We start from the raw sequence: 12,529 nt of genomic DNA on the forward strand, positions 1-12,529 counted from the left end.
ATGTTCTATCCAACCTTTTTAAGAAATTTAATTAAAAATAGACCGATGCCTATGGCATCATGCCCACCACTTCATATGATAACAGTGTAGTAAGAACAATGTAGGAGGTCAAAAAACTATGGGTCACGTTGATTGCGGTTTTAGCGGTGGGTTCGCATTACTTGTTGTATTGTTTATTTTACTAATTATTGTAGGGGCAGCTTGCTTCTGCTAATATGAACAATAACGACTAGGGAAAGCTCCCTAGTCGTTTATTGTTCATATTTCTATGATACACTTGTATTTATAACCGTTAAACAGGGGGAAAGAGAATGTATCCTACCGAATACATACAATTTTTAATTCATTTCCACGGAGATTATGATTATTTTGAATGTCACGAAATACTAGAAGAATATTGGAAAACGAAACCAAGAGGAAATCGTGACAATTACTTAGTCGGTCTCATTCAAATTGCAGTTTCTTTATACCATCAAAGACGCTCTAACTGGAATGGCGCAGAGAAGATGATGCAAAGCGCCATAATGATTTTAGAAAAAAACAATGAACCTTTACTACGTTTAGGAATCAATCAGGCACAACTTTTATCTTTACTCAAGGATAGATTGCAATCTATACAGAAAGAAGAAGGGTTTACACCATTATTTTTACCATTATCAGATACTGCATTAGAAAAGCACTGCATGGAATTATGTCAGAAACAAAATCTCCCTTGGAAAGACGTGAATGCTACTTCTAATGAATTTATAATACATAAGCACACATTACGTGATCGAACAGAAGTCATCGCTGAACGAAACGAACAATTACAAAAAAGAAAGCAGAGATAATAAACAGCTTATCTCTGCTTTCACGAATGTATATTTTGTTCAAGCCCTTTACACTTTTTGCAAAAACTTGCTGTTTGCTCATTTCCGCAAATTGTAAACTCAAGAAATTTACTCTTTAACTCTTGAACCATCTTCGTCCCAATACCCATATGACGGTGAGACGGGTTCACACTCAAATGCTGAATTTCCAAAACTTGATTCTCTTTTTTTACAATCCCCATTATCCCAACAAAATCTTCGTTTTGTTTCCACAAATACAATTGCCAATCATCCTTTGCTTCATAATCTTTCATAGTCAATTGTAATGTTTTCACATCTTTTTCAGTTGGCATAAATGAAAGAAGCCCCATTGCAATCTTTTCATAACTTTTTTTAAAACGAATTAACATAACCCTTATCCCTTCTTACAAAAGTTACAAACTATTAAATCCCCTCAATCACTCTTTTCATATCACATTCATTTTACAATATTTTCAACAGAGTGAGAAGAGCTTAAAACAACTTGATAATCATACAAAGCGAAAAGAAGAAAGTCAAATATACGTTTCATTACTATTTTTTCTAAGTAGATAAAAGAAGAAACGCTGTTATATGAAAGTGAAAAGAAACATCCATCGCTCATTATCACTTCACTATTCATCACCTTAGAACAGGTGAATTCTAGCAAAATTAATATAATAAAAAATCTTTATTGAAACATATAATCTAATGTATTCTATGTAATTTGTTAAAGTTTTGTTCTCATAAGCGACATATTTTCACTACAATCACATTACTACTTGTATCATGTACCGTAAATGAAATACCCATTCCTATTAAAAATAAAAAAGAGAGCAATAGCTCTCTTTTCTCATTAACTTATTCTTCCCAAACTTTAACTTCTTTCATTACATCACCTTGACGCATGTTTAATACTGTTTCGATACCGCTTGTTGCTTTACCAAATACAGTATGTACACCATCTAAATGCGGTTGTGGCTCATGAACGATAAAGAATTGGCTACCGCCTGTGTTACGGCCAGCATGAGCCATAGAAAGTGATCCTACAAGGTGTCTATGAGGATTCCCATCAGTTTCACATGGGATAGAGTAACCTGGGCCACCTGCACCTGTTCCTGTTGGATCTCCACCTTGGCTTACGAAGCCAGGAATAACGCGGTGGAATGTCACACCATCATAAAATCCTTGCTCTGCTAGTTTTTTAAAGTTTTCTACTGTTTTTGGCGCCTCTTCTGGGAAAAATTCTAAATCGATTTTTTCACCATTTTCCATTAATATGTATCCTAAAGTTTTCATACGTATATGTCTCCTTTCAACTATCTCAGCACTATATTACCACATTCATGACTAGAAACAAAAAGAATCCGACAATCTACATACTTCTTTTTTGAAATGTGGAAAAAGCTAGGTGACAAATAAGAAATATATACTATAATAACTGTGTTGCCCGAAAATTTTAGAAAGAGAAAGGGAGCGATTTTTCGTGAAAACGAAATTACTAGCTCTGCTATTAGCTGTAGCTGTATTTATTATGCCAACAGCTTCGTTTGCAGACATCATCGAGGGAGAATCAATTGTTACACTAGGAGAAAACTTGTCTGAGCAACAAAAACAAGATCTGTTAAAAGAAATGAAAGCACCAAAAGATGCTACAATCATTACTGTGTCTAATGCGGAAGAACATAAATTTCTAGAAGGGATTGTTCCAAAAGCGCAAATTGGTACAAGAGCAATTTCCTCTTCTATGATCACATACACAAAGCCAGGATCTGGCCTTATTGTACGTTCAAAAAATATTAATTCGATAACAGATGCGATGTACACAAACGCACTTATTACAGCAGGTGTGAAAGATGCAGAAATTCAAATCACTGCACCATTTAAAGTTTCTGGAACTGCTGCTTTAACTGGTTTAATGAAAGCCTATGAAACAACATCAAACAAAGCAATTCCTGAGGAAGTAAAAAAAGTAGCCAATGAAGAAATGGTGCAAACATCCCAGCTCGGCGATAAAATTGGTGAAGAAAAAGCAGTTCAACTTGTTGCAAAAATTAAAGAAGAAATTGCCAAAGAGCAACCAAAAACGACTGAAGATTTACGTTCATTAATTAAAAAAATTGCAGATCAACTTGGTATTACATTAACGGATGAACAGTTAGATAACTTAGTTGCGCTATTTGATAAAATGAAAAATCTTAATATCGATTGGAATCAAGTTGGCAGTCAGTTAAATAAAGCAAAAGAACACGTTTCTGCCTTTTTAGGATCTGAAGAAGGGCAAAGTTTCCTAGATAAAGTGAAAGATTTCTTCTCAAGTATCATTGATTTTGTTAAATCGTTATTCAAGTAAAAAGAAGCTCGTCACTGACGAGCTTCTTTTTTATACAAGTAAAGGTAATTTCATAATAGCTTCTTCTACCGAACGAACAACATGATTTGCCTTATCCTTCACATATGGATGAGCATGATGTAGAGTAAATGAATGCGGGGTTACTTCAAACATAGAAATATCATTGAAAGAATCTCCAATGCATGCAACTTCATTTGCTTCAATTTGCAAATGTTCCATTAGTCGTCTTAAAGCACTCCCTTTACTTACTCCCCTTGGCATAATGTCAACATAGCGTTTACCAGACATAAAAACTTCCGCTTCACTCTGAAATGTATCTCGTAATTCTTGATCTAACGCTGCAATTGTCTCTTCTTCCCCAAAAACAAACAATTTCGCAGGATGTACAGTCTTACCAAATTCCTCTTCTAATGCTTCAACCTCAGCAATATGCACGCCCATATACGTTTCAAAATTATGATGATGTTCATTCTTTCTTTTTGTATACCGTTGCTCATTTGCACAAACAATATCTGCTAGTCCCTTTTTATGAATATATCGATATATTTCCTGGGCAATGCCATCTTCAAAACTTGATTCATGAAATATTTTTCCATCCGGTAGTAACATCGTCGCTCCATTTAAACTCGTTGTGTAATATGGGAATGCAAACCTATTTACGACTTCATCAATTCGATGAGTAAAACGGCCAGAGGCAAAACAAATATTTGTCCCTTTTTCAGCTAACCAACAAATTGCACGTTCATCTTCTTTTTGCATATGATTCACATTGTAAACGAGCGTGTCATCTAAATCACTTACAAATAATTTAATCATGTCCTCTTCCCCTTCCATACACAATATCTACTCTAAGTGTACATGAAAAATGTTTGATTTTTGTTAAAAAACAATAAATTTTTGCTAAAAAAATAAACGGGTGTATACTCCCGTTTATTTTTGTCTTTTTACATTTTGAGGTCTTACGATACTTGGTCGTACTTTTAAACTAGACATCGTCGGACGAAGTAGAATTTTTGTTAGTGCGCCCCAATCAAATGGTAAAAACGGCCATAAATAAGGTGTTTGTAAACTTTTTATAGACGTTAAAAATAAAATCAATATCGTCATACCAATTACAAATCCCATCTCATGGAAGAGACCTGTCAAAATAATAACAAACAATTTTCCAACCTTATTTCCTAGTCCCAATTCATAACTCGGTGTTGCATATGCACCGATCATAGAAACCGCAACATACAAAATAACTTCTGGTACAAACAAACCTACATCGATTGCTATTTGACCAATTAATATGGCGGAAATTAACCCTGCTGCAGACGATAACGGCGTTGGAGTATGAATGGCTGCCATCCTTAAAAACTCAAGTCCGACCTCTGCCATTATCACCTGTAATAAAATTGGTAAATGTGTCATCTTAGTCGGTCCAATAAAAGCAAGATTTTCTGGTAAAAGAGTTGGGTCAAATACAAACACTAACCAAAACGGTAGCAGAAACAAGGAGAATAAAACACCTAAAAAGCGTACCCAGCGTAAAAATGTCCCAACAGCTGGATTTTGTCTAAACTCTTCTGCATGCTGTAAATGATGGAAATATGTTGTTGGCGTAATCATAGCACTCGGTGATGTATCAACTAGTACTAACACATGTCCTTCTAATAAATGATTTGCTGCTACATCCGGTCTTTCTGTATATCGAATAAGCGGGAATGGATTATAGCTTTGCTTTACAACAAATTCTTCCACTGTTTTATCCGCCATCGTAATGCCATCGACATCGATGTTATTTAATTCTTGTTTTATGATCTTTACTAAATCTGGATTTGCAACATCTTGTACATATGTAATACAAATATCCGTTTGCGATCGATCCCCTACTCGAATAATTTCATTTCGAAGACGTGGATCTCGAATTCTCCTACGAATTAACGCTGTATTTACAACGATATTTTCAACAAATCCATCCCTTGCACCGCGTACTACTTTTTCAGTATCTGGCTCTGTCGGTGTTCGCCCTGGATAGCTACGAACATCTATCGCAAACGCTTCTGTTTCGCCTTCCACAAATATAATAATAAGGCCTGATAACGCTTGAACCATTACTTCATCCATCGTTTTCACTTTACTTACTTGCTGATGAATTAAACGATTTTCTAAAAGCTTTACAGTATCTTCTTCAACATCCCTTATCTCATTTGTATCCACAGCTTCTTCTAAAATAGGAATGATATAATTTGTATCACAAAGTCCATTTACAAATAACACAGCAATTTCTTTATTCAAAATTTGAAATTTACGAATACCAACATCAAATGTAACGCCTAATCCAACCGTTTGTTTTAAATAATTTTCATTGTCACTTATGAAAGTTGAAATAGGGATATCTATTTTTTTAGGCTTCGTCATAAAACCCACTCCTTTCCAAAATTAACTGAATGGCTTTTTTCGTAATTGGTGAGCCTCTCTCCCATTCATCATTTCCACACATCTTACCAATATCACCAACGCCAACAATGACGGGAACATTCAAATCATCTAAACAATAAATTGTATCTCCGCTAATTCTGCCAATTTCACCATCTGGAAGTCCAAATTTATCAACACCATATTCCGTTAAATTCCCGTTCCGATCTACGCTTACATCTACACGTGCCCATTCCCAATGGTGTGTATTAGACGCTACTGCCAAAATCCCAAGTACATCAATTTGTTTATGCGTAGCTACATATTTTAAAGCCTTTTCACCAGACCCCTCTCCAATAAATCCACTGTCATCAAACATGACAAACACAGGGTCATATGGCGTTTGCATAATAAGCTCAACAACTTTCTTCCCTGTCAATTTGGTTGGATTACTTTGTGATGCTGAAATACACCTTCCCCCAAATTCCTTTGTTAAAAGCTCAATTGTTCGCTTTGCATATTCATCTCCATCTGTGACCAAAATAACCCTTCGTCTCATTTGATTTATCCTTTCGGTTTACATATAAGTGCTATAAAAAATGAAAATAATATTGCTGCAGAAATGCCTGCAGACGTTAAACTAAACATACCCATACCAATCCCTATATATCCGTGTTTTTCTGCTGCATGCATTGCTCCATGTAATAGGGAATGTCCAAAACTTGTAATAGGAACTGTCGCCCCAGCACCAGCAAACTTTATAAGCTTATCGTACAATCCAAATCCATCTAAAACTGCTCCTATAACTACAAAGGTAGCCATTAAATGGGCTGGTGTTAACTTTGCGAAATCTAACAATACTTGTCCAACTACACAAATAGCGCCTCCTACAAGAAATGCATATATAAAATCCACAATTCACTCTCCCTTCACTCTCTCAAATACGACACCATGTGCAATTGTTGGAATGGTTTCTTTCTGCTGCATCATCATCGGGCTTAATAACGCACCAGTAGCAACGACAAAAATTCGTTGTAAATTCCCTTTTTCCATCTCACTTAATAAATGACCGTATGTGACAACAGCTGAACAAGCACAACCACTACCACCAGCAAATACTTCTTCTTGACTGGAATCATAAATCATTAATCCGCAATCATTATATATATGCCCAATATCATAACCTTCTTCCAGTAACAGTTGTTTCGCGATTGGTGTCCCAATAGCTGATAAATCACCGGTAACAATCAAATCATAATCATTGGCGCTTCTCTTCAAATCTTCAAAATGTTGCTGAATTGTATGAGCAGCAGCAGGTGCCATCGCCGATCCCATATCTAAAGGATTCGCAATTCCTAAATCTTGCACTTTTCCAATCGTAGCCGACGTAATTTTAATGGCACTTTTTTCTTTACTAATTAATATGGATCCCGCACCTGTAACAGTAGAATTTGCTGTTCCTGGTTTTTGTCCCCCATACTCTGTTGGATAACGAAACTGTCTTTCAGCCGTTGCGTTATGACTACTTACCGTCGCTAAGACACGATTTGCGAAACCACCGTCTATAAAGGCTGATCCGACCGCTAAAGTCTCCATCGAGGTCGCACAAGCGCTAAACATACCTAAAAAAGGAATTCCCCACTTACGCGCCACATAATTTGCTGTCACTGTTTGATTTAATAAATCTCCCGCTAAAAAGAAATCAATTTGTGATATTTTTACATTTCCTTTTTGCACGACTTGTTGAATTGAATCTGACATTAATCTTCGTTCCGCAAGTTCCCAGTTTTCCTCTCCGCAATGTAAATCATCATATGAAATATCAAAATCCTTCCCAAGAGGGCCTTCAGCTTCTTTTGGACCGACAGCAGTACCGGTTGCATTTACATAAATGTCATTTTGAAATACCCACGTTTGCTTTCCTGTCAACCTCATACTAGCCCCTCCTTTAAGACATCAAAATTTGAAATGTATATCTTATTAACCCAATAATGTATGCCCCAACAACCCCAAAAACGATTACACTTCCCGCTAGCTTAAACATGTTTGTAGCAATCCCAAGCACAATTCCTTCACTCTTATGCTCTAGCGCAGCACTCGCCATAGAATTCGCAAATCCCGTAACAGGTACGGCCGATCCTGCTCCAGCAAATTGACCGATTTTATCATATACACCACAACCTGTTAAAATCGCCGATAATAGTACAAGAGTTGCAACTGTTGGGTTTCCTGCCTCTTGTTCACTGAAATGAAAATAATGTATATAAAACTTCATCAATACTTCCCCGATTGTACAAATGAGTCCACCTACAAGAAATGCCTTAACACAATTACTAAAATAATTTGGTTTCGGATGGTATTCCTTCACTCTATCTACGTAATCATCCTTTAGTTTTCGTCCTGTCATTTATATATTGCCTCCTACTTTACGAAATAAATCCAGTGAAACAACGAGCCTATTACTTTTCCAAGTACAAGAGCAACGAGCAAAACAACAATTTTCCCCTCTACCCCTACTCGTTTCGCTAAAATAGGTAGAACATTTAACACTTCTGTTAATGCGGCTGCGAGCATTCCAATAAATGTGCCACAAAATATACCTAATATAACAAGCCAATATTGTGATGTTTGAAATGTAATGTTTTTCAAACTACACCAAGCTCCTGTTAACGTACCTGCAATAACGGCCCACTCAAAATATTGAATGTGCTTTCCACTTCTCGTTAATTGAGCTAGACGAGGGATTATACCGAGTACAGCTAAAAATGCAACATATCCGCTACCTACCGCAATTCCTCCTGCTAAGCCAATTAAAATAACAAATCCAGACTCAATCATCGGCAAGTTGTTTCATATTGTCCTTGTTTTCATGAACAATTACATATTGATCAAGTGACTGCTGGTATTGGAACATCTCCACTTCTAACGGACTCGGCTCTTCATTAATACGCTTTTGAAATACATGATTAAAAAATAAAACCATACCTAATCCAAGACCTAATGAATAAGGAATTTGAAATAAAAGTGGTTGCGCCTTAAATTCTCCCGTAATCATGTAATATAAACGTTGGTGTACTTGTTGCATACTTACATCTTCATGAAAATAAATGATCGCAAGAGCCGCTCCAATGAAAAGTAACAACCATACAAGTCCGAAGAAAATTGGATGTACTTTCTTTTTTTCATATATAATTTCAACAAGAGTTTGTCCAGAACCGAGTAAATTAATTTGTATATCGGCTGCTTTCCTTTGAATAATTTCAATTATTTTCATCACATCAATTACAACGTGCGTCTTATCATGCGCTGTTATTTTGTAAACTATCTCATCCTGTAACGACTGAACTACAAGAGCATCTCCTGCAAGTTGAGCAACATCACTCAGCTTTACTTCATACGTAGGAGAAACTTTTAATCGATTACGCATTTTAATATAAATTGTTTGTTCCAATTTTCATTCACCTCTTCACTCTTCCTCGTAGTTGTAGTATGGTTATTGAATTTTTTTCTAATACAATTTTTTCATAAAAAAACATCTGTACCATTTCGGTACAGATGTTTTTTAGTTTATGCCTTTTTCTTAAATAAATTTGCAATACTTAGTGCGAGCCCTCCCCAAATGACTACTATACCAATAACCATCATCATAATCGCTGATCCACTCATTATGAAACACCTCGATCTTTCCATTCTTTTTCAAGCTTAGCAGAATCTGAATGTATTTGTGCATCCCATTTCTTTAGACTAATGATTAGCGCAACGATAAGGAACGCTGCTGCAATTGACCAGCCATACGTTACGACAAACTCTGTTGGATAATCTCCGTAGTTCTTTTTAATATTTTGGATTGTACCATCAATTAACATGTATCCTAACATAAGCGGAGTAATAACGAGTAAACTTACTCTCCAAAACGTGCCCAACTTAATATCAGATACGAAGTTTGCGTGATTTTGATAAACTGGTAAACGGCGTAAAATGAGCCCTATTGTAACTACTTCCGCTAATGCAATTGTAATTAACCCGAAGTTATTAGCGAAATAATCAACAACATCTAGGAACATAAGCCCGCCACGTGTTGCAAAAACAAGAGAAACTAGCACGAGAAGCGTCCCCATAATTCCAATTGTTTTTTGGCGGCTTAAGCTAAACTTTTCAGATACGGCAGCAAAACATACTTCCGCAAGTGAAATGAGAGATGTAATCCCTGCAACCGTTAATGATAAGAAAAATAATACGCCAAATAACGGTGACATCGGTAATTCATTAATAATTTGCGGGAATACTACGAACGCAAGCCCTACACCAGCACTTGCTACTTTATCAACCGGTACTCCCATGTTATTTGCCATAAATCCAAGAGCTGCAAAGACCCCAATCCCTGCTAATAATTCAAAACCTGAGTTTGCAAAACCAGTAATAAAAGCGTTATTTGTTGTATCCGAATTTTTTGGTAAATAGCTAGAATACGTAATCATAATTCCAAATGCTAAAGATAAACTAAAGAAAATTTGACCATAAGCAGCAAGCCATACTTTCCCATCAAAAATACGACTCCAATCTGGTTTAAAGAATGCATCTAATCCTTGCATTGCACCTTCCATCGTCACTGCACGAACTACGATAATAAGGAACATAACAACTAGTAAAGGAATGAAAATGCGGTTAACCACTTCAATTCCTTTTTTAACTCCTTTAAATGCTACGCCAAGCACGATAATCCAAACGAGAGCTAACGGAATTAATACTTCCGGTACGAGCCCCCCAAATTGCCCTGGCTTATCTGCAACATGCAAATACTCTTTAAATAAAAATGTTTGCGTGTCTTTCCCCCACGCTCCAGTAATTGAAAAATACGTATACGAAATAGACCAAGCAATAATTACTGCATAATATGTTGAAACGATAAACGTTACACACATTTGCCACCATCCGATGAATTCAGCACGCGGACTAATACGGAAGAACGTAAGTGGCGCGGAACCACGATGACGATGCCCAAGAGCAAATTCAAACGCCAATAATGAGATACCAGTCGTTAATAATGCGAATAAGTACGGTAAAAAGAATGCGCCTCCCCCATTTTCATACGCTGTATAAGGAAAACGCCATATGTTTCCTAATCCAACGGCAGAGCCGACCGCTGCGAAAATAAATCCAGCCCTCGTTCCCCATTGTTGCCTCGTTTCCATATTTCCTTCCCCCTTTGTGACAAGTTCCTACTTGGATTATATTTTAAATTTACTAAATTATCAATAAATTCTGTCAATTTTTACGAAAGTTTAAAATCTCCTCCTATTAAAGTCATAAAAAAAGATCGAATAGATAGCTATTCATCTATTCGATCTTTCATCTGTTTTAATATTTTCTTTTCAAGTCTTGAAACTTGTACTTGCGAAATACCTATGCGCTCTGCTACTTCTGATTGGGTTTGATCTTTATAGTAGCGTAAATACACAATTAAACGTTCTCGCTCATCTAATTCTCTAATTGCTTCTTTTAAAGCAATTTTATCAAACCATTTCGTTTCAGATTGATCTGCAATTTGATCTAAAATAGTAATCGGGTCCCCGTCGTTTTCATACACCGTTTCATGTATGGATGAAGGAGCTCGACTCGCTTCTTGCGCCAGAACCACTTCCTCTGGCGTTAGTTCTAACGCTTCGGCTACTTCATTAATCGTTGGGGCCCTTCCGAATTCTTTCGAAAGCTCGTCTCTCATCTTTCGAATTTTATTTCCTGTTTCTTTTAAAGATCTACTTACTTTCACCGATCCATCGTCACGTAAAAACCGCTGTATTTCCCCAATAATCATTGGAACTGCATAGGTTGAAAATTTCACGTCGAAAGATAAATCAAATTTATCTACCGATTTTAAGAGCCCAATACATCCAATTTGAAATAAATCGTCTGGTTCGTATCCTCGATTAAGAAAACGCTGCACAACCGACCATACGAGACGCATATTACTTTGAACGATTGTATCTCTCGCTTGTTGATCTCCATCTTGACTTTGTTGAATTAACGCTTTTAGCTCGTGGTCCTTTAACTGAGGTTTCTTCTTCTCATTTTTGACCTCTATGTCCATAGGCTATTCTCCTTAATTGCATAGAGCGTTACTATTTGATAAGTATTTTGTCAAATGGATTGTTGTCCCGAAAGATTCGTTTGAAATAACTTCTACTTCATCCATAAAATTTTCCATGATAGTAAATCCCATTCCGGAACGCTCTAATTCAGGTTTAGTTGTAAAAAGGGGTTGTCTTGCTTCATCTAAATCAAAGATGCCAATCCCTTCATCTCGAATCGTGAGTTTCACCATTGCTTCTTCCAAAATTACAGAAATATAAACAACACCTTCTGCATTTCCTTCGTACCCATGAATAATTGCATTTGTAACTGCTTCTGACACAACTGTTTTAATCTCCGTAAGTTCTTCCATCGTTGGGTCTAGTTGCGCAATGAAAGCAGCTACTGTAACGCGAGCGAACGATTCATTTTGACTTAATGCTGAAAATTGAAGGTTCATTTCATTTCTCATTTATGCCACCCCCAACGTCGCGAGCGCATGCGCTTCACTTTCTTCTAAACGAACAATCTTAAATAAGCCCGACATTTCAAATAAACGTTTAACAGGCGGTGAAATTGCACAAACAACCATTTCTCCACCTAACCCCTTTACATGCTTATACCGGCCTAATATAACACCTAAACCAGAACTATCCATGAACGATAAGTTCTCTAGGCTCAAAACAATATGATGAACACCACGTGTCTCAATCATATCTGTTACTTTCGTTCGCAACTCTTCAGCAGTATGATGATCTAATTCACCCGCTAGTCTCACACACAGGACGTCACGTTTTACTTCTAATTGCATGGAAAGACTCACACGATTTCCTCCTTATGCTCAAACTTTACTCATTTACATACATAAAGATTTTCGTGA

Annotated in this window: 19 protein-coding genes; 3 read left to right on the plus strand and 16 right to left on the minus strand. The window is 36.6% G+C overall.

Annotated features, from left to right (window positions below; genetic code table 11):
- The first annotated feature begins 118 nt into the window (after positions 1 to 118).
- Together Q9B79_RS09370 and Q9B79_RS09375 are read left to right on the plus strand one after the other, a co-directional pair.
- Complete coding sequence (locus Q9B79_RS09370; RefSeq protein ID WP_000510194.1) at positions 119 to 214, plus strand: YjcZ family sporulation protein; 96 nt, start codon at positions 119 to 121, stop codon at positions 212 to 214.
- Positions 215 to 311: 97 nt separating this feature from the next.
- Positions 312 to 830 carry a DUF309 domain-containing protein gene (locus Q9B79_RS09375; RefSeq protein WP_306183669.1) on the plus strand — a complete coding sequence of 173 codons (519 nt, stop codon included), beginning with the start codon at positions 312 to 314 and terminating at the stop codon, positions 828 to 830.
- Between the two features lie 20 nt (positions 831 to 850).
- On the opposite strand, the gene ribT is transcribed toward Q9B79_RS09375, so the two are convergent.
- The 3 genes from ribT to Q9B79_RS09390 form a co-directional block, all read right to left on the minus strand.
- On the minus strand, positions 851 to 1,219 hold the full coding sequence (ribT, locus tag Q9B79_RS09380; RefSeq protein WP_000908397.1) for a GNAT family N-acetyltransferase RibT: 369 nt from the start codon (positions 1,217 to 1,219) through the stop codon (positions 851 to 853).
- A gap of 68 nt (positions 1,220 to 1,287) precedes the next feature.
- A complete protein-coding gene (locus Q9B79_RS09385) occupies positions 1,288 to 1,470 on the minus strand; it encodes a hypothetical protein (RefSeq protein ID WP_306183672.1) in 183 nt (60 codons plus the stop codon).
- Between the two features lie 218 nt (positions 1,471 to 1,688).
- Positions 1,689 to 2,126 (minus strand): peptidylprolyl isomerase, encoded by a 438-nt coding sequence (locus Q9B79_RS09390; RefSeq protein ID WP_000853783.1) that lies wholly within the window; start codon positions 2,124 to 2,126, stop codon positions 1,689 to 1,691.
- A gap of 187 nt (positions 2,127 to 2,313) precedes the next feature.
- Here Q9B79_RS09390 and Q9B79_RS09395 point away from each other — a divergent pair, with 187 nt between their 5' ends.
- The gene (locus tag Q9B79_RS09395) at positions 2,314 to 3,180 is read left to right on the plus strand and encodes a DUF1002 domain-containing protein (RefSeq protein WP_000850502.1); all 867 of its coding nucleotides are present in this window, start codon (positions 2,314 to 2,316) and stop codon (positions 3,178 to 3,180) included.
- Between the two features lie 30 nt (positions 3,181 to 3,210).
- Here the strand turns inward: Q9B79_RS09395 and Q9B79_RS09400 are convergent, their stop codons facing one another.
- The 13 genes from Q9B79_RS09400 to spoIIAA all read right to left on the minus strand — a co-directional run bounded on the left by Q9B79_RS09400 (position 3,211) and on the right by spoIIAA (position 12,472).
- Positions 3,211 to 4,014 carry a Cof-type HAD-IIB family hydrolase gene (locus Q9B79_RS09400; RefSeq protein WP_306183675.1) on the minus strand — a complete coding sequence of 268 codons (804 nt, stop codon included), beginning with the start codon at positions 4,012 to 4,014 and terminating at the stop codon, positions 3,211 to 3,213.
- 96 nt (positions 4,015 to 4,110) lie between these two features.
- On the minus strand, positions 4,111 to 5,583 hold the full coding sequence (gene spoVAF / locus Q9B79_RS09405; RefSeq protein ID WP_000165587.1) for a spore germination protein SpoVAF: 1,473 nt from the start codon (positions 5,581 to 5,583) through the stop codon (positions 4,111 to 4,113).
- A complete protein-coding gene (spoVAEA, locus tag Q9B79_RS09410; RefSeq protein ID WP_029439814.1) occupies positions 5,570 to 6,139 on the minus strand; it encodes a stage V sporulation protein SpoVABEA in 570 nt (189 codons plus the stop codon). Before spoVAEA ends, spoVAF begins: the two co-directional genes overlap by 14 nt.
- A 5-nt stretch (positions 6,140 to 6,144) precedes the next feature.
- Positions 6,145 to 6,495, minus strand: coding sequence for a stage V sporulation protein AE (gene spoVAE / locus Q9B79_RS09415; protein WP_029439815.1), 351 nt, complete (start codon positions 6,493 to 6,495; stop codon positions 6,145 to 6,147).
- A 3-nt stretch (positions 6,496 to 6,498) separates the two neighbouring features.
- Positions 6,499 to 7,515: a stage V sporulation protein AD gene (gene spoVAD / locus Q9B79_RS09420; protein WP_306183680.1), complete on the minus strand. Its 1,017-nt coding sequence runs from the start codon at positions 7,513 to 7,515 to the stop codon at positions 6,499 to 6,501.
- A gap of 13 nt (positions 7,516 to 7,528) precedes the next feature.
- Positions 7,529 to 7,987: a stage V sporulation protein AC gene (gene spoVAC / locus Q9B79_RS09425; protein WP_029439817.1), complete on the minus strand. Its 459-nt coding sequence runs from the start codon at positions 7,985 to 7,987 to the stop codon at positions 7,529 to 7,531.
- A 14-nt stretch (positions 7,988 to 8,001) separates the two neighbouring features.
- Entirely contained in the window at positions 8,002 to 8,418 is a 417-nt protein-coding gene (spoVAB, locus tag Q9B79_RS09430) for a stage V sporulation protein SpoVAB (RefSeq protein WP_000572939.1), read from the minus strand.
- On the minus strand, positions 8,411 to 9,031 hold the full coding sequence (gene spoVAA / locus Q9B79_RS09435) for a stage V sporulation protein SpoVAA (protein ID WP_098667417.1): 621 nt from the start codon (positions 9,029 to 9,031) through the stop codon (positions 8,411 to 8,413). The genes spoVAB and spoVAA overlap by 8 nt, the downstream gene beginning before the upstream one ends.
- A 116-nt stretch (positions 9,032 to 9,147) precedes the next feature.
- Entirely contained in the window at positions 9,148 to 9,246 is a 99-nt protein-coding gene (locus tag Q9B79_RS09440) for a methionine/alanine import family NSS transporter small subunit (protein WP_000016826.1), read from the minus strand.
- Positions 9,246 to 10,772, minus strand: a complete 1,527-nt coding sequence (locus Q9B79_RS09445; protein WP_071757340.1) for a sodium-dependent transporter — start codon at positions 10,770 to 10,772, stop codon at positions 9,246 to 9,248. Before Q9B79_RS09445 ends, Q9B79_RS09440 begins: the two co-directional genes overlap by 1 nt.
- A 137-nt stretch (positions 10,773 to 10,909) precedes the next feature.
- The gene (gene sigF / locus Q9B79_RS09450) at positions 10,910 to 11,668 is read right to left on the minus strand and encodes an RNA polymerase sporulation sigma factor SigF (RefSeq protein WP_000350734.1); all 759 of its coding nucleotides are present in this window, start codon (positions 11,666 to 11,668) and stop codon (positions 10,910 to 10,912) included.
- Between the two features lie 12 nt (positions 11,669 to 11,680).
- Entirely contained in the window at positions 11,681 to 12,121 is a 441-nt protein-coding gene (gene spoIIAB, locus Q9B79_RS09455; RefSeq protein WP_001243399.1) for an anti-sigma F factor, read from the minus strand.
- A complete protein-coding gene (gene spoIIAA, locus Q9B79_RS09460) occupies positions 12,122 to 12,472 on the minus strand; it encodes an anti-sigma F factor antagonist (protein ID WP_048530890.1) in 351 nt (116 codons plus the stop codon).
- Between the last annotated feature and the right edge of the window lie 57 nt (positions 12,473 to 12,529).

This window comes from Bacillus sp. MHSD_36 (assembly GCF_030757775.1).
Taxonomy (GTDB): domain Bacteria; phylum Bacillota; class Bacilli; order Bacillales; family Bacillaceae_G; genus Bacillus_A.